Annotated in this window: 12 protein-coding genes; 10 read left to right on the top strand and 2 right to left on the bottom strand. The window is 61.0% G+C overall.

Annotation, left to right across the window (positions count from 1 at the left end; all coding sequences use genetic code 11):
• The first annotated feature begins 209 nt into the window (after positions 1–209).
• On the top strand, positions 210–1,664 hold the full coding sequence (gene thiI, locus A7317_RS01730) for a tRNA uracil 4-sulfurtransferase ThiI (RefSeq protein WP_024072900.1): 1,455 nt from the start codon (positions 210–212) through the stop codon (positions 1,662–1,664).
• 139 nt (positions 1,665–1,803) lie between these two features.
• The gene (gene typA / locus A7317_RS01725; RefSeq protein ID WP_024072901.1) at positions 1,804–3,624 is read left to right on the top strand and encodes a translational GTPase TypA; all 1,821 of its coding nucleotides are present in this window, start codon (positions 1,804–1,806) and stop codon (positions 3,622–3,624) included.
• 202 nt (positions 3,625–3,826) lie between these two features.
• Here typA and A7317_RS01720 read toward each other — a convergent pair whose 3' ends face one another.
• Entirely contained in the window at positions 3,827–4,261 is a 435-nt protein-coding gene (locus A7317_RS01720) for a YkgJ family cysteine cluster protein (protein ID WP_069075085.1), read from the bottom strand.
• Between the two features lie 236 nt (positions 4,262–4,497).
• On the opposite strand from A7317_RS01720, the gene A7317_RS01715 reads away from it, so the two are divergent.
• From A7317_RS01715 to A7317_RS01690, 6 genes are all read left to right on the top strand, one after another.
• A complete protein-coding gene (locus A7317_RS01715; RefSeq protein ID WP_069075084.1) occupies positions 4,498–6,948 on the top strand; it encodes a glycogen/starch/alpha-glucan phosphorylase in 2,451 nt (816 codons plus the stop codon).
• 133 nt (positions 6,949–7,081) lie between these two features.
• Complete coding sequence (locus tag A7317_RS01710) at positions 7,082–10,603, top strand: DUF2339 domain-containing protein (protein ID WP_069075083.1); 3,522 nt, start codon at positions 7,082–7,084, stop codon at positions 10,601–10,603.
• Complete coding sequence (locus A7317_RS01705) at positions 10,603–11,955, top strand: DUF3999 domain-containing protein (RefSeq protein ID WP_041161078.1); 1,353 nt, start codon at positions 10,603–10,605, stop codon at positions 11,953–11,955. Before A7317_RS01710 ends, A7317_RS01705 begins: the two co-directional genes overlap by 1 nt.
• 111 nt (positions 11,956–12,066) lie before the next feature.
• Positions 12,067–13,077: a class 1 fructose-bisphosphatase gene (locus tag A7317_RS01700; RefSeq protein ID WP_024072906.1), complete on the top strand. Its 1,011-nt coding sequence runs from the start codon at positions 12,067–12,069 to the stop codon at positions 13,075–13,077.
• 176 nt (positions 13,078–13,253) lie between these two features.
• Complete coding sequence (locus A7317_RS01695; RefSeq protein ID WP_017849914.1) at positions 13,254–13,508, top strand: hypothetical protein; 255 nt, start codon at positions 13,254–13,256, stop codon at positions 13,506–13,508.
• A gap of 30 nt (positions 13,509–13,538) precedes the next feature.
• A complete protein-coding gene (locus A7317_RS01690) occupies positions 13,539–14,108 on the top strand; it encodes a lipocalin family protein (RefSeq protein WP_024072907.1) in 570 nt (189 codons plus the stop codon).
• Positions 14,109–14,324: 216 nt separating this feature from the next.
• Here A7317_RS01690 and A7317_RS01685 read toward each other — a convergent pair whose 3' ends face one another.
• Entirely contained in the window at positions 14,325–15,689 is a 1,365-nt protein-coding gene (locus A7317_RS01685; protein WP_069075082.1) for a formimidoylglutamate deiminase, read from the bottom strand.
• Between the two features lie 147 nt (positions 15,690–15,836).
• Between A7317_RS01685 and hutC the strand changes: the two genes are divergently transcribed.
• A complete protein-coding gene (gene hutC / locus A7317_RS01680) occupies positions 15,837–16,547 on the top strand; it encodes a histidine utilization repressor (protein WP_223817892.1) in 711 nt (236 codons plus the stop codon).
• Positions 16,544–17,104: a HutD family protein gene (locus tag A7317_RS01675; protein ID WP_024072910.1), complete on the top strand. Its 561-nt coding sequence runs from the start codon at positions 16,544–16,546 to the stop codon at positions 17,102–17,104. Before hutC ends, A7317_RS01675 begins: the two co-directional genes overlap by 4 nt.
• The last annotated feature ends 258 nt before the right edge of the window (positions 17,105–17,362 follow it).

Here is a 17,362-nt window from a genome sequence, read left to right as displayed (position 1 = left end):
AACATGGCCTTTCTGCCTCAAAATCGCCCCTATAACGGTGCAATCGGCCGAAATGGAATAATTAACGCACTGCAATGTAGCGCCGATTTGCATAAATGACCCGTTTTGGTGCGCATCACCTTCAATGCATATTAACTGGTTAAACCTTGAGCGATTTCCGCTATAATCCGCGCCCCCCTTTTTCGGCAGGCCCTGCGCGCGCTGTTTCCATGAAATTAATCGTTAAAGTCTTCCCAGAGATCACCATCAAGAGCCGACCGGTACGGATGCGTTTCATCCGTCAGTTGGCCAAGAACATCCGTGCCGTGCTCCGCGATCTGGACCCGGCTGTGGTGGTGAACGGCGTGTGGGACAACCTCGAGCTGGAAACCCGCGTGACCGACCCCAAAGCCTTGAAGGACATGACCGAACGGCTGAGCTGCATGCCGGGTATCGCGCATTTCCTGCAGGTGGACGAGTATCCACTGGGCGACTTCGACGACATCACCGAAAAGTGCAAGCAGCACTTCGGTGATGAGCTGGAAGGGAAGATTTTTTCGGTGCGCTGCAAGCGTGCCGGCAAGCACCCGTTCAGCTCCATGGACGTCGAGAAATACGTCGGCAGCAAGCTGCGTCGCGAGTGCGGCGCAGCCGGAATTTCCTTGAAAGCGCCACAAATTGAAGTGCGCATGGAAATTCGCGACCAACGGTTGTTCGTGATCCATAGCCAGCACGACAGCATCGGCGGCTACCCGCTGGGTGCCCTGGAACAGACCCTGGTACTCATGTCTGGCGGTTTCGATTCCACGGTGGCGGCCTACCAGATCATGCGCCGCGGGCTGATGAGCCATTTCTGCTTCTTTAACCTGGGCGGGCGTGCACACGAATTGGGCGTGATGGAAGTCGCGCATTACATCTGGAAGAAGTACGGCAGCTCCCAGCGTGTGCTATTTGTGAGCGTGCCGTTCGAGGAAGTGCTCGGGGAAATTCTCGGCAAAGTCGATAACAGTCATATGGGCGTAGTATTGAAGCGTATGATGTTGCGCGCTGCGTCCCGAATCGCCGATCAGTTGCAGATCGACGCGCTGGTGACCGGCGAAGCGATCTCCCAGGTCTCCAGCCAGACGCTGCCGAACCTGTCGCTGATCGACTGTGTGACCGAAAAGCTGGTGTTGCGCCCGCTGATCGCCAGCCACAAGCAGGACATCATCGACCTGGCGGAAAAAATCGGCACCGCTGATTTCGCCAAGCATATGCCTGAATATTGCGGGGTCATCTCGGTGAACCCCAAGACCCACGCCAAGCGCAACCGCGTGGAGTACGAAGAACAACAGTTTGACATGGCGATTCTGGAGCGTGCGCTCGAGAACGCCAAGCTGGTCCCGATCGATCGAGTCATCGATGAACTGGGCCAGGATGTGCAGATCGAAGAAGTCAGCGAAGCCCTGGCCGGCCAGATCGTCATCGACATCCGTCACCCGGATGCCGCGGAGGATGAGCCGCTGGAAATCGCTGGCATCGACGTACAAACGCTGCCGTTCTATGCATTGAACGCGCGTTTCAAGGAACTGGATAACAGCCGTCAGTACCTGCTGTATTGCGACAAAGGCGTGATGAGTCGCCTGCATGCCCACCATTTGCTCAGTGAGGGGCATGCCAATGTGCGCGTTTATCGACCGAGCTAAGAGCCCGGGGCTGTTTGCCTGTGGCCTGCGTCACCGGCCCCCCGACTCTGCCGTCAAGCTGTAACGGCAAGGCCTGACTCTACTGTTAATCGCTGCCACGACCTGTCAGCACACCGAATCCTCTGATCGAGATACACAAGTGATCGAAAATCTACGTAACATCGCCATCATTGCTCACGTTGACCATGGTAAAACCACCCTGGTAGACAAACTCTTGCGTCAATCCGGCACCCTGGAGCGCAACGAGCTCAACGACGAGCGCGTGATGGACTCCAACGACCAGGAAAAAGAGCGCGGTATTACCATCCTGGCTAAAAACACCGCTATCAACTGGAACGGCTACCACATCAACATCGTGGATACCCCGGGCCACGCCGACTTCGGCGGCGAAGTAGAACGCGTAATGTCGATGGTTGACTCCGTTCTGCTGCTGGTTGACGCTCAAGACGGTCCTATGCCGCAAACCCGTTTCGTGACCAAGAAGGCTTTCGAAGCCGGCCTGCGTCCGATCGTGTGCATCAACAAGGTTGACCGTCCAGGCGCGCGTCCGGACTGGGTTCTGGACCAGATCTTCGACCTGTTCGACAACCTGGGCGCTACCGAAGAGCAACTTGATTTCCAAGTAATCTACGCATCGGCCCTGAACGGTATTGCCGGTCTGGAACACACCGCCATGGCGGAAGACATGACCCCGCTGTACCAGGCGATCGTTGACCACGTTCCACCACCGAAGGTTGACCGTGACGGTCCGTTCCAGATGCAAATCTCGGCACTGGACTACAACAGCTTCCTGGGTGTTATCGGCGTTGGCCGTATCGCCCGTGGTAGCGTCAAGCCGAACACCCCGGTTGTGGCTATCGGCGCCGACGGCAAGAAGCGTAACGGCCGTATCCTGAAGCTGATGGGCCACCACGGCCTGCACCGTATCGACGTTGAAGAAGCCTTCGCCGGCGACATCGTGTGCGTCAGCGGCATGGACTCGCTGTTCATCTCCGACACCCTGTGCCAGCCGGACACTGTCGAGGCGATGAAGCCTCTGACCGTTGACGAGCCAACCGTTTCCATGACCTTCCAGGTAAACGACTCGCCTTTCTGCGGTAAAGAAGGCAAGTTCGTGACTTCCCGTAACATCAAGGAACGTCTGGACAAAGAGCTGCTGTACAACGTTGCACTGCGCGTTGAAGAAGGCGACTCGGCTGACAAGTTCAAGGTTTCCGGCCGTGGTGAGCTGCACCTCTCGGTACTGATCGAAACCATGCGTCGCGAAGGCTTCGAAATGGGCGTTGGTCGTCCTGAAGTGATCATCCGTACTGTTGACGGCGTGAAGCAGGAACCGTTCGAAAACGTCACCATCGACACCCCTGAAGAATCCCAGGGCAAGGTCATGGAAGAGATGGGCCTGCGTAAGGGCGACCTGACCAACATGGTGCCGGATGGCAAAGGCCGTGTGCGTCTGGAATACAACATCCCTGCTCGTGGTCTGATCGGTTTCCGTAACCAGTTCCTGACCCTGACCAACGGTGCTGGCATCCTGACCTCGATCTTCGATCGCTACGACACCATGAAGTCCGGCGACATGTCCGGCCGTCAGAACGGTGTTCTGGTATCGGTAGAAACCGGCAAGGCGCTGACCTACTCCCTGGAAACCCTCCAGGCGCGTGGCAAGCTGTTCGTTGAACACGGTCAAGAGATCTACAACGGTCAGATCGTTGGCCTGAACAGCCGTGACAACGACATGGGCGTCAACCCAACCAAAGGCAAGAAGCTCGACAACATGCGTGCTTCGGGTAAAGACGAAACCATCGCCCTGGTTCCACCTGTTCGCTTCACCCTGGAACAGGCCCTGGAATTCATCCAGGACGACGAGCTGTGCGAAGTCACGCCTAAGTCGATCCGCCTGCGTAAGAAGATCCTGGACGAAGGCGAGCGTACCCGCGCTGCCAAGAAAGCCAAGAACTGAGTTAACTCGGGCTGAATGAAAACGCCCCCGGTCGAAAGGCCGGGGGCGTTTTTTTATGTCTGCAGGTTTTGTGGTGGCTGTACCGGCCTCATCGGGGGCAAGCCCCCTCCCACATTTGACCGAGTACAGTTATTTGGAATGCGGTCAGTGTGGGAGGGGGCTTGCCCCCGATGGGGCCCTTGAGCCCCCTGCAAAACCTGGATCAGAACTTATCGAGGGTCTTGAACTTGGTTTCGCGCACCACTTCCTTCGGCTTATATGCGCAATACCCCGGGCGCGGCCCGATTTTCGGGTGGTTGCGGCAGGTATCCGGACGCTTGTCATAAATAGTGCAGAAGCGCGTCTTACGATCCAGGTACAAGCAGTCGTTGTTGCTCATGCGCTGCAGGGTAAAAATCTCGGATTTGTTGTTGTAGCGTTCGACAATGCCTTCCTTCTGCAAACGCTTGGCGATGTTTTTCGGCGGGTCGCCGAGCTCGAATTCATCGACGATGCCAATGCGGATCAGGTCCTTGATCTTCACCTCAACCGGCAGCGTGCAGCAGCTGGACACGCAGCCACCGCACATGTGGGCGGAGTATTTCTGCCAAGTCTCGAGACGGTCGAGTTCCGCGGCGGCGATCAGTTGAGGCTTCATCAGGGTTCCAAGGTGGGGCGGTATCCGGGCGCGCGATCATACCGGGATTGATGGTTTTTTGAACAATATTTTCTGGTTTTCAGCTCGAAGGCTGTTCGAGTGCAGATCGGGCACGACCCCTGCATTAAATTCGCGCAAAGGTGAATGAGTTAAAAAACTGCCGAACCAGAGCCTTCACCGTCTGTCAGACCGACTAGGCTCTAGCAACTCCTTCAATCTCGCCCGAGGTCGCACCGATGTCTCAGGAACCGCTTGCACGAGAAGCAGAGGTAGCCGCGTTTCGCGATGCTGTCTTGACCAAACTCACCTACGCGGTGGGCAAAGACCCGGATCACGCCTTCGACCACGACTGGTTCGAAGCCATTGCCCTGGCCGCCCGCGACCAGATGGTCGACCACTGGATGGACCACACCCGGCGTATCTACCGTAAAGGCCAGAAGCGGGTGTATTACCTCTCCCTCGAATTCCTCATCGGCCGCTTGCTCTATGACAGCCTGAGCAACCTCGGTGTGCTGGAGATCGCTCGCGAAGCCCTGAGCGAACTGGGTGTCGACCTGGAGCGCATCCGCCTGCTGGAGCCCGACGCGGCGCTTGGCAACGGTGGCCTGGGCCGCCTGGCGGCGTGCTTTATGGAAAGCATGTCGACCCTGGGCATTGCCGGCCATGGTTATGGCATTCGTTATGAGCACGGCTTGTTCCGCCAAGCGATTGTCGATGGCTGGCAGCAGGAACAGACCGAGCGCTGGCTGGATTTCGGCAACCCGTGGGAATTCGAACGGGCCGAGGTGATTTACCCGATCGGCTTTGGCGGCAGCGTCGAAACCCTGCCGGACCCTGCCGGCAAGATGATCCAAGTGTGGACGCCCAACGAAACGGTGCGTGCCGTCGCCTATGACACCCCGGTGGTCGGCTGGCGCGGCGCCAGCGTCAACACCCTGCGCCTGTGGCGTGCGCGGGCGGTGGAAGACCTGCATCTGGAGCGCTTCAACGCCGGTGACCACTTGGGTGCGGTCGCCGAAGTGGCCCGTGCGGAAAGCATCTCCCGAGTGCTTTACCCGGCTGACAGCACGGAAGCGGGGCAGGAACTGCGCCTGCGCCAGGAATACTTCTTCGTCTCGGCCTCGCTGCAAGACCTGCTGCGTCGCCACAAGAACATGCACGGCTCGGTACTCAGCCTGGGCGAGCATGCGGCGATCCAGCTCAACGACACGCACCCGTCGATCGCCGTGGCCGAGTTGATGCGTCAACTGGTCGACCTGCACGACATTCCATGGGACGCCGCGTGGGATGTCACCGTCGAAACCCTGTCGTACACCAACCACACCCTGTTGCCCGAAGCCCTGGAAACCTGGCCGGTCGGCCTGATGGAACGCATGCTGCCCCGGCACATGCAGATCATCTACCTGATCAACGCCCAGCACATCGACTCGTTGCGGGCCAAGGGCACCCATGATTTTGACGTGCTACGCGCCGTGTCGCTGATCGAAGAAGACAACGGCCGCCGTGTGCGCATGGGCAACCTGGCATTCCTCGGCTCCCACAGTGTCAACGGGGTCTCCGGCCTGCACACCCAGTTGATGCGCAGTACGGTGTTCTCCGAATTGCACAAGCTGTACCCGGAGCGCATCAACAACAAAACCAACGGCATTACCTTCCGCCGCTGGCTGTACCAGGCCAACCCCAAGCTCACCTCGATGCTGGTGGATGCACTGGGCCCCGACATTCTCGACACCGTGGAAACCCGCCTGGTCGAGCTGGAAACCTTTGCCGAGAAGCAAGCATTCCGCAAGGCGTTTGCCGAACAGCGCCTGCACAGCAAGCGCGCGCTGGCCGATATCATCCATGAGCGCCTGGGCATTGCGGTCAACCCGGCGGCAATGTTCGACGTACAGGTCAAGCGTATCCACGAGTACAAGCGCCAGTTGCTCAACCTGCTGCACACCGTGGCGCTGTACCAGGCGATCCGTGCCGAGCCGGGCACCGACTGGGTACCGCGGGTGAAGATTTTCGCGGGCAAGGCGGCGGCCAGTTATCACCAGGCCAAGTTGATCATCAAGCTGACCAACGACATTGCGCGCACCGTGAACAACGACCCGACCGTGCGCGGTCTGCTCAAGGTGGTGTTCCTGCCCAACTACAACGTCAGCCTGGCGGAAAGCATCATTCCGGCGGCCGACTTGTCGGAGCAAATCTCCACTGCCGGCTTTGAGGCGTCGGGCACCAGCAATATGAAGTTCGGCCTCAACGGCGCGCTGACCATCGGCACCATGGACGGCGCCAACGTCGAGATGCACGAGCGCGTGGGGGCCGAGCACATGTTTATCTTCGGTCTCAGCGCCCAACAGGTCGAGGCGCGCAAGCAGGCTGGCGAGTTCCATGCCGGGCCGGACATCGCGGCCTCCCATCGTTTGAACGATGTGCTGCAGGCGATTCGAGGCGGGGTGTTCTCGCCGGACGATCCAGGCCGATATGTGGGCTTGATCGATGGGCTGATCGACTATGACCGCTTCCTGGTGTGTGCCGACTTCGACGCCTATTGGGATGCACAAGCGCGGGTCGAAGCGCATTGGCATGATTCCAAGGAATGGTGGCGCTCGGCGGTACTCAATACCGCGCGGATGGGGTGGTTCTCTTCGGACCGGACGATCCGCGAGTACGCTACCGATATCTGGAAAGCCCTGGACTAGATCTACTGTAGGAGCGAGCTTGCTCGCGAAAAACGCCAACGATAACGCGTGCTTTCTGATTTAACGCGGTATCTTTGCGATCTTCGCGAGCAAGCTCGCTCCTACAGCACGGTTTACCTAGGGAATATCGACCATGCAATGGATTTTCATGCTGATTGGCCTGGTGCTCGGCTGGACGCTCGATGAGTCGTTCAGTGACGCGGGCATCGGTGCGCTGTTGGGGTTGGGCATTGGCCAGGCGATTCGCCTGTCTAGGCTGGCGACCCAGGCGCAGCAGCAGGCTGCTCAGTTGGAAACCACGCAGAAGGCGTTGATCGCCCTGGGCGAGCGCCTGCGGCAACTGGAAGTGCCCGCGCCAACGAGCAATGGCATCGTCGAAACGCCTGTCCCTGAGCCGACACCTGTCGCCAAGGCGCCTGAACTGGTGTGGGAACTGCCGGCTGAATTGGCGCCTGTGGCGATGGTCGCCGAACCGAGCCACCCACTGCCGGATGACGTCTGGACGCCCGCCCCGACGCCGCGTGCGCCTCAAGAACCTGCCGCTCCCCGTGGCCCCAACCTGATCGAACGCGCCATCAGCGGCGCACGCAATTGGCTGTTGGGTGGCAACACCGTGCTGCGTGTCGGCGTGGTGCTGTTGTTCCTGGGCCTGGCGTTCCTGTTGCGCTACGCCACCGAAGGCATGGTGGTGCCGATCGAGTTGCGCTACGCCGGGGTGGCTGCGGCCGCCGTGGGCCTGCTGGGCCTGGGCTGGTGGTTACGACTGCGCAACAGCAACTACGGATTGATGCTGCAAGGCACCGGGATCGCGGTGTTGTACCTGACGGTATTTGCCGCGATGCGCCTGCACCCGTTGATCGATCCGAGCGCGGCACTGGGCCTGCTGGTAGCGATCACCGTGTTCTCGGCGATCCTGGCGATTACCCAGGATGCCCTGGGCCTGGCCTGCGCGGCGGCACTCGGCGGGTTTGCAGCACCGATCCTCACGTCCACCGGCGCCGGCAACCATGTGGCGCTGTTCAGTTATTTCGCCCTGCTCAATGCCGGCATCCTCGCCATCGCCTGGTTCAAGGCCTGGCGCCTGCTCAACCTGATCGGCTTTGTCGGCACCTTTGGCATTGGCTTCGCCTGGGGGTTGCGTTCGTATACTCCGGAACTGCTGTGGAGCACCGAGCCGTTCCTGATCCTGTTTTTCCTGATGTACCTGGTCATCGGCCTGTTGTTCACCCGCCGCAAATTGCTGGAGATGAACGACGCGCCCGAAGATGACAGCCGGGGGGCGTTGCTGCGCTGGTCGGCGGCCAAGGGTGATTACGTCGACGGTAGCCTGCTGTTCGGTCCGCCGTTGGTGGGTTTTGGCTTGCAGTTCGCACTGGTGCAGCATTTGGAGTTTGCCGCTGCGTTCAGCGCCCTTGGCCTGGGCGTTATCTATATGGGCCTGGCGCGATTGCTCAGTGGCGGGCGTGCCTTGCTGCTGGCGGAAACCTGCCTGGCCCTGGGGGTGATCTTCGCCAGCCTGGCGATTCCCCTGGGCCTCGACGCACGCTGGACGGCGGCGGCCTGGGCCGTGGAAGGCGCCGGGATCTTCTGGCTCGGCTTGCGTCAGCAACGGCCGTTGGCGCGAGCCTTCGGCGTGTTATTGCAATTGGGCTCGGCGCTGGCCTTTCTCAGCGAACTGCGCGTTGGCGACCATACGTTGCTCGACGGTGCGCCATTGGGCGCGCTGCTGCTGGGCGCGGCGCTGCTGTTCAGTTTCGACCAACTACGCAAGGCGTCGCCGGAGCAGGCGGCGGGATGGGAGCGCAAGGGGCTGCCGGTGTTGGCCAGCCTGGGCCTGACCTTTTTGTACCTGCTCGCGCCGCTGTTGTTGCTGACCCAAGGCACCGCCATCAGTTGGGCGGTCGCCGGCCTGGCCACCCTGTGGATCGGCCTGCGCATCGGCTCGCGTACGTTCCTGTTTACCGCGTTCGCCGTGCAACTGCTGGGCGGCGCGCTGTTTCTGCTGCGTTTGCAAGGCGGTGACGGGGCGGCGGTATTCAGCGCGGGCTGGAGCGGCCTGCTGACGGCGTCGCTGATCGGCCTGGCCTTGATTGGCGGCATGCTCCTGGCGGTGCGCGACGACCAGGTGCGTGGCGATGTGCGGCTGTTGCGTGGCCTGTCGGTGGTGCTGCTCGCGGGTCTGGTATTGATCAACCTTGCGGTGCTGTTTGTGCTGCCATGGGAAAGTGCCAGCGGTGTATGGGCGGCCAGTGGCTTGCTGATCATCTGGTTGAGCCTGTACCTGCAACAGCGCGTCAGTTTTGTATTTGGTTTGCTGCTGCAGGTGATCGGCGGTGCTGCGTTCCTGCTGTCGGTACCGGAGCTGCTCGGGCCGTTGACCCCTGAAGGTGTGCGCCCCTTGGGGCACAGCGGTTTCTGGACGCCGATGGTCCTGGGCCTGGCCGCCCTGGTTGGCGCGTGGCGCTTGCAGCGTGAGCCCCATGCGCCGATGTTTGCCGTACTCAAGCTGCAACGCCTGTCCGACCTGTTGCTGGTGTGGGGCGCGGCCTGGTGGGCCGTGGCGCTGATCAGTGAAGTGTTGCGGTTTATCCCGCGGGAACTGCAGGGGGCTTTCCTGTTGGGCTGCGCGGCGCTCAGCGTGGCACTCTGGGCGTTGCTGGCGGCGAGATTGCGCTGGGCGTCGCTGGGCATGCTTTGCACCGTGTTGATGCCGGCGGCGGGGGTGGTGTTGCTGGTGTCCGCGCATGACTATTACCACCCGGCGGCCCAGTACGGCTGGCTGGCCTGGCTGACAGTCTTTGCGGTGCACTTCGTGTCGTTGCGGCGGCTGGCGGCAGTGGCGCCGGGCAAGGCGCTGAGTGTCGCCCATGTGCTTGGCTGCTGGATGCTGATCGGCGTGCTGGCCCTGGAGCTGCGTTACGGCTTGTTGCGGCTGTCGGCCGAATACAACGCCTGGCGCTGGCTGGGCTGGGCGATTCTGCCAAGCCTGTATCTGGTGCTGGCAGCCACGCCGCGTCGTTGGCCGTGGCCGGTGTCGGCTTACCCGAAAGAGTACCGGGTGCTGGCGGCGCTGCCGCTGGCGGTGTTGATGCTCGGTTGGTTCTGGCTGGCCAATAGCTTCAGTGACGGCACGGCCAGGCCGTTGCCGTATGTGCCGCTGATCAGCCCGCTGGACCTGGGGCTGCTGTTTGCCCTGTTCGGTGTGTATCTGTGGTCACGCAGCGTTGCGCCGCAACGTGGGGCTCGAGTCGAGTTGATCGCCGAAGGCGTGGCAGGTCTCTCGCTGTTTGCATTCTTCACCGCGCTGGTGATGCGCGCCGCCCACCACTGGGGCGGCGTGCCGTTCCAGGTGGATGCGTTGCTCGAATCGATGCTGGTACAAGCCAGCCTGTCGATCGTCTGGACCCTGGTCGCCCTCGGCCTGATGATCGGCGGCCACCTGCGCCATCGCCGCGAAGTGTGGCTGATCGGCGCAGCGTTGATTGCCGTGGTGGTGGCCAAGCTGTTCTTTGTCGAGCTGAGCAACCGTGGTGGCCTGGCGCGGATCGTGTCGTTCATTGGCGTGGGCGGGTTGTTGCTGGTGGTGGGCTACTTCGCGCCACTGCCGCCCAAGCGTGCCGAACCTGTGCTGGAAACTGAAGGAGCATCCTCTTGATCGGTAAGTTGAGCGTGGCGGTAGTGGGGTTGTGCGCAACGTGGTCGGTGTGGGCCCAGGAAACGCCTGCCGATTTCACCACCCAGGTGCCGCTGAGCGTCAGTGGCAACGGCCCCTGGTATCGCCTTGAATTGCCTTTGGCTGTGCAACTGGGCGCGCGCCAGGCCGACCTCAGTGATGTACGCGTCTTTAACGCGGCCGGTGAACCTCAGGCCTATGCACTGTCGCGACAATCGCCCCAGCACACCGAAAACCGCAACGTCACCGAGGTGAAGTGGTTCCCGCTGTACGCGGCCGACACCCACGAAACCTTGCCCGATGTGGTGGTGAAGTCCAGCGCCGAAGGCACCTTGCTCGAGGTACGCCCCTCCACCGCCGCCAAGCCCGGCAAGCAGGTGCTGCGCGGCTGGGTACTGGACGCCAGCGCGATCAAGGCACCGTTGCAGCAACTGAGCCTTGACTGGAGCCACGAGCAGGAGGGCTTCCAGCGTTTCAGCATTGAAGCCAGTGATGACTTGCAGCACTGGGAAGCCTGGGGTGATGGGCAAGTGGCGCGCTTGTCGTTTGCCGACGAGCGGGTCGAACAGCATGACGTCAGCCTGCCGGGGCAACCGGCGCGCTACCTGCGCTTGTTGTGGCAAGGCCAGGCGGCGCCGCTGCTGACCTCGGCCAAGCTGACAAGCGCCACCCGCAGCAGTTTACCGATGCCCTTGGTGTGGTCGCAGCCGCTGGCCGGTTCGCGACTCAAGGCGGGGGAGTACAGCTGGCAGTTGCCGACGGGGCTGAATGTCGAGCGCCTGCGCGTCGAATTGAAGCAGCCCAACACGCTGGCGCCCGTGACCTTGGCGGGGCGGCGTGACAGCCAGCAGGCCTGGCAGCCGCTGAGCAACGGTGTGCTGTACCGCCTGACCCAGAATGGCCAGGACGTGGTGCAGGATGAATTACCGTTGCCGGGCCAAACGGTTACTGAGCTCAAGTTGCAGGTGGATGAGCGCGGCGGTGGCCTGGGCGTCGAAGCCCCGGCACTGCGCGTTGCCGTGCGTGCCACGCAACTGGTGTTCCTGGCGCGGGGCGAGCCGCCATTTACCTTGGCGCTGGGTAATGCGTCGGCCAAGGCGGCGAACCTGCCGCTGTCGACCCTGATCCCTGGCTACAACGCCGAGCGTTTCAATACGTTGGGGCAGGCCCAGGTAGCCGGGGGCGTGACCGTCACGTCGCCTGCGGCCGCAGCCGTTGTCGATACCGGGCCGAACTGGAAAAAGTTCGGGCTCTGGGCCGTGTTACTGCTCGGTGTCGCGGCGTTGGGGGCCATGGCCTACAGTTTGCTGCGCAAGCCTGCGGCGGTACGTTAAATAAAGTCCATGAACTCTATTGGGTTTAAATCCTCTGATAGGAGGAAATACGCCCCGACTCGCGTTAAACTGCGCGGGTTTTTAAGCCCCCCCCATACATCGGAGCCTTCCATGTCCCGCGTTACCCTGAGTCGCTATTTGATCGAGCAGACCCGCAGCAACAACACGCCTGCCGATCTGCGCTTCCTTATCGAAGTGGTGGCGCGTGCTTGCAAGGAGATCAGCCACGCCGTGTCCAAAGGCGCACTGGGCGGTGTCCTGGGCAGCATGGGCACTGAAAACGTCCAAGGCGAAGTGCAGAAGAAACTCGACGTACTCTCCAACGAGATCCTGCTCGAAGCCAACGAATGGGGCGGTCACCTGGCCGGCATGGCGTCCGAAGAAATGGACAATGCCTACCAGATCCCGGGCAAGTACCCGAAAGGTGCCTACCTGCTGGTGTTCGACCCACTGGACGGTTCGTCCAACATCGACATCAACGCCCCCGTCGGTACCATCTTCTCGGTATTGCGTTGCCCGAACGAATACCTGAGCCAGAACGAAGCCCTCAACGAAAAGGCCTTCCTGCAGCCAGGCACCGAGCAGGTTGCGGCCGGCTACGCGATCTACGGCCCGCAGACCATGCTGGTGCTGACCCTGGGCGATGGCGTCAAGGGCTTCACCCTGGACCGTGAAATGGGCAGCTTCGTACTCACCCACGAAGACATCACCATTCCTGCTGCCACGCAGGAATTCGCGATCAACATGTCCAACCAGCGCCACTGGGAAGAACCGGTCAAGCGCTACGTCAATGAATTGATGGAAGGCGAAGAAGGCCCGTTGAAGAAGAACTTCAACATGCGCTGGGTTGCGGCGATGGTGGCTGACGTGCACCGTATCCTGACCCGCGGTGGCCTGTTCATGTACCCACGCGACAGCCGCGAGCCGTCCAAGCCGGGCAAGCTGCGCCTGATGTACGAAGCCAACCCGATGTCGTTCCTGGTTGAACAGGCAGGCGGTGCGTCGACCGACGGCCATCAGCGTATCCTCGACATCCAGCCCGAAGGCCTGCACCAGCGCGTGGCGGTGTTCCTGGGTTCGAAGGAAGAGGTTGAGCGCGTAACCGGTTACCACAAGAAGTAACTTTTCGCGATAAGTGATCGGCGTTGTTGTGAGCCGGTTCACCCTTAAATAAGCCCCGAAACGTTTCAGCGTTTTCGGGGCTTTTTTGTTTTCGTTCGTCGGGAACCAGACACCTCTTTTCCCTTCTAAGCTTCTGGCAGATACCCAAGCTGCTTCGTCCCTCCAGGAGTTATTCCATGTCGTTACGCCGTCTCGCTTTGCTGGCTTTTTGCGTGCTGTTGGCCGCTTGCAGCAAGGTCAACCAAGAAAACTACGCAAAGTTGTCGGCCGGCATGGCCAAGGCCGAGGTGGAGTCGTTGCTGGGTAAGCCGACCGATTGTTCCGGCGCACTGGGCATGTCCAGTTGCACCTGGGGTGATAAAAACAGCTTTATCAGCGTTCAATATGCCGGTGACAAGGTTCTGATGTTTTCCGGGCAAGGCCTGAAGTAAACCGGGGCGAGAGCCTGCGGGAGAAGAAGAATGATGCGTTTTGTTTTGTTCCTTTGTGCCAGCCTTTTTTTGGCGGGCTGTGCCAGCCATTCTGGCGACGATCTGCAACCCAAGACAGCGAGTAACGTCAACCTCAAGCGTTACCAGGGTACCTGGTATGAGTTGGCTCGATTGCCGATGTACTTCCAGCGCAACTGTGCACAGTCCGAAGCCCGCTACACATTGCTGCCCGATGGCGATATGTCGGTGTTCAACCGCTGCCTGACGACTGACTGGAAGTGGGAAGAAGCCAAGGGCACGGCTACGCCGCAGGTGCCGGGCAAGACCGACAAGCTCTGGGTGGAATTCAATAACTGGTTTACCGCGCTGTTGCCGGGCGTCGCCAAAGGCGATTACTGGGTGTTGTACGTCAGCGATGACTACAAGACCGCCATCGTTGGAAGCCCGAGCCGACGTTATATGTGGATCCTGTCACGTACGCCGACGGTCAGCGCCGATACCCGCGAAGACCTGCTCAGCAGGGCGCGCCAGCAGGGGTATGACACCACGCGTTTGATTTGGCGTACGTCGGACAAGCAGATGGCGAAGACCTCGCAGTAAACAATGTGGGAGAGGGCTGTTGTGGCGAGCGGGCTTGTCCCGCGTTGGGGCGCGAAGCGGCCCCCAAACCAGCTACTGAGGCGTACCTGACACAGCGCAGGTGTCTTTTGTCAGGGGCCGCTTCGCGCCCCAACGCGGGACAAGCCCGCTCGCCACAGAGGCCCCCGCTAAATCGGAGATTTAGCGGGGGCCTCTACATTTGTTATGGATTGCCTGTCAGCCCAACAAATCCCTCAAGACCTGCGTAAACGCCCGGCTGCTTTCTTCCTCGCCGGCATGCCGCCCATCGCGCACTACCCACTTCCCGTTGACCATTACATCGCGCACCTGTCGATCCCCACCGGCAAACAACCAGCGATTGAGAATCCCGTCTTCGGTCGCCGTCGCCAGGTACGGATCGTTGCCGTCCAGCACGATCCAATCCGCACGCTTGCCCACTGCCAATTGCCCAATCGGCTGTCCCAGCGCCTGGGCGCCGCCGTCGAGCGCGGCGTCGAACAGCGTGCGGCCGACCATCGGCTGATCACTGCGATACAGGCGGTTGCGCCGCTGATCGCGCAGGCGCTGGCCGTATTCCAGCCAGCGCAGTTCTTCCACCACGCTCAGCGACACATGGCTGTCGGAGCCAATCCCCATGCGCCCACCCTGGGCGAGAAAGTCCACGGCCGGGAAGATCCCGTCGCCCAGGTTGGCTTCGGTGGTCAGGCACAAGCCGGCAATCGCCCGGCTCCTGGCCATGCGCGTGACCTCTTCCGGGTTGGCGTGGGTGGCATGGACCAGGCACCAGCGTTCGTCGACGTCGACATTGTCGTACAGCCATTGCAGTGGGCGTTTGCCGCTCCAGGCCAGGCAGTCGTCGACTTCTTTTTGCTGTTCGGCGATGTGGATGTGCACGGGGCAGGTCTTGTCGCTGGCCGCGAGTACCTCATGGATCTGCTCCGGCGTGACCGCACGCAGGGAGTGAAAACACAGGCCCAGTTGTTGCGCTGGCTGCGCCGCGAGGATCGGTTGCAAGCGCGCCTGCAGGTCGAGGTAGTTTTCGGTGCTGTTGATAAACCGGCGCTGCCCTTCATTCGGTGCCTGTCCGCCAAACCCGGAGTGGCTGTACAGCACCGGCACCAGCGTCAGGCCGATCCCGCTGCTCGTAGCGGCCTGGCTGATCTGGCGTGACAGTTCCGTGCGGTCGGCATAGGGTTGGCCGCTGACGTCGTGATGCACGTAGTGGAACTCAGCCACCGAGGTGTAACCGGCCTTGAGCATCTCGATGTACAGCTGTCGGGCGATGACCTGCAACTGCGCCGGGTTGATCTTGCCGACCATGCGGTACATCAACTCGCGCCAGGTCCAGAAGCTGTCATTCGGGTTGCCGGCGACTTCCGCCAGGCCCGCCATGGCGCGTTGAAACGCGTGGGAATGCAGGTTCGGCATGCCCGCCAGCAGCGGACCTCTGAGCCGTTCGGCGGCGTCTGCACTGGCATTGGCCTGGACGCGTGTCAGTACGCCAGCGGCGTCGACTTCAAGACGTACATCGTTGGCCCATCCATTAGGCAGCAGCGCGCGTTCGGCAAAGAAAGCGGACATGATTAGAGCACCCCGGTCGTGTGTTTATTTGTATATACATATACAGACGTTTGCCTGCTCGGTAAACTCCGGCAATCTATGCATCTTTTCCACCTGCAAGGATTCCCTGTGCCGACTCCGCCCGCCAAGTCTTCGCTGGCTGCCCACATGGACGAAAGTCCGGCGCCCTTGTATGCCCGCGTCAAACAGATGATCAGCCAGCAGATCCTCAACGGCAACTGGCCGCCCCATTACCGCGTACCGTCGGAGAGCGAACTGGTCAGCCAGCTGGGTTTCAGCCGCATGACCATCAACCGCGCCCTGCGCGAACTCACCGCCGAAGGTTTGCTGGTACGCATGCAAGGCGTGGGTACGTTCGTCGCCGAGCCCAAGAGCCAGTCCGCGCTGTTTGAAGTGCACAACATTGCCGATGAGATCGCCTCCCGCGGACATCGCCATACCTGCCAGGTCATCACCTTGGGCGAAGAGGCCGCCGGTTCCGAGCGCGCCGTCGCCCTGGAAATGCGTGAGGGCGGACGGGTGTTCCACTCGTTGATCGTGCATTACGAAAACGATATTCCCGTGCAAATCGAAGACCGTTTCGTCAACGCGCTGGTCGCCCCGGAATACCTGCAACAGGATTTCACCCAGCAAACGCCCTACGCCTATCTGAACCAGGTGGCGCCGCTGACCGAAGGCGAGCACGTGGTTGAAGCGATCCTCGCCGATGCCACCGAGTGCAAACTGTTGCAGATCGAGCCGAGCGAGCCATGCCTGTTGATTCGCCGCCGCACGTGGTCGGGTCGCCAGCCGGTGACCGCCGCGCGTTTGATCCACCCCGGTTCCCGTCATAGCCTGGAAGGACGTTTCAGTAAATGAGTGCAGTGAAAGTCTGGCGCGCCACCGATTACGTGCGCATGCCGTGGAAAAACGGCGGTGGCAGCACCGAAGAAATCACCCGTGATGCTGGCGAGGGCCTGGAGGGGTTTGGCTGGCGCTTGTCGATTGCCGACATCGGCGAGTCGGGCGGTTTTTCCAGCTTCGCCGGTTACCAGCGCGTGATCACGGTGATCAAGGGCGCCGGCATGGTGTTGACCGTGGATGGCGAAGAACAGCGCGGCCTGTTGCCCCTGCAACCATTTGCCTTCAAGGGTGATAGCCAGGTGTCATGCCGCCTGATCACCGGGCCGATCCGCGATTTCAACCTGATCTATTCGCCCCAGCGTTACCACGCGAGGCTGCAATGGGTGGACGGTGTGCAGCAGTTCTTCAGTACCGCGCAGACCGTGCTGGTGTTCAGCGTGGCGGATGAAGTGAAGGTGCTGGGGCACACGCTGGGTCATCACGATTGCCTGCAAATCGACGGTAACACCGGCCTGTTGGACATAGGCGTGGCTGGCCGCAGCTGCATCATCGAACTGACCGCACGCGGTTAAAAACTGTGGGAGGGGGCTTGCTCCCGATATAGGTGTGTCAGTACCAGATGGGCTGACTGATCCACCGCTATCGGGGGCAAGCCCCCTCCCACATTTGTTTCCCACTGTTCTTGCGACCTGTTTCCAACTCCCGCACCATTTTGTTACCGAACGCCCCAGCGCGGCGCAAAACCGCGCTGTCGTGACAAACCTCCCTCGCTATAAAACGCCTTCGTAAGAAATTTCATCATCCCTCCAAGCCTTAATTTCCAAGGCTCG

This window comes from Pseudomonas fluorescens (assembly GCF_001708445.1).
In the GTDB taxonomy this organism is placed as follows: domain Bacteria; phylum Pseudomonadota; class Gammaproteobacteria; order Pseudomonadales; family Pseudomonadaceae; genus Aquipseudomonas; species Aquipseudomonas gorinensis.
This window is presented reverse-complemented; position numbering and strand designations above follow the sequence as displayed.

Coding starts and splice junctions, on each gene's coding strand:
- thiI (WP_024072900.1), top strand. CDS start 210: ATGAAATTAATCGTTAAAGTCTTCCCAGAGATCACCATCAAGAGCCGA.
- A7317_RS01720 (WP_069075085.1), bottom strand. CDS start 4,261: ATGAAGCCTCAACTGATCGCCGCCGCGGAACTCGACCGTCTCGAGACT.
- A7317_RS01715 (WP_069075084.1), top strand. CDS start 4,498: ATGTCTCAGGAACCGCTTGCACGAGAAGCAGAGGTAGCCGCGTTTCGC.
- A7317_RS01710 (WP_069075083.1), top strand. CDS start 7,082: ATGCAATGGATTTTCATGCTGATTGGCCTGGTGCTCGGCTGGACGCTC.
- A7317_RS01700 (WP_024072906.1), top strand. CDS start 12,067: ATGTCCCGCGTTACCCTGAGTCGCTATTTGATCGAGCAGACCCGCAGC.
- A7317_RS01695 (WP_017849914.1), top strand. CDS start 13,254: ATGTCGTTACGCCGTCTCGCTTTGCTGGCTTTTTGCGTGCTGTTGGCC.
- A7317_RS01690 (WP_024072907.1), top strand. CDS start 13,539: ATGATGCGTTTTGTTTTGTTCCTTTGTGCCAGCCTTTTTTTGGCGGGC.
- A7317_RS01685 (WP_069075082.1), bottom strand. CDS start 15,689: ATGTCCGCTTTCTTTGCCGAACGCGCGCTGCTGCCTAATGGATGGGCC.
- hutC (WP_223817892.1), top strand. CDS start 15,837: ATGGACGAAAGTCCGGCGCCCTTGTATGCCCGCGTCAAACAGATGATC.
- A7317_RS01675 (WP_024072910.1), top strand. CDS start 16,544: ATGAGTGCAGTGAAAGTCTGGCGCGCCACCGATTACGTGCGCATGCCG.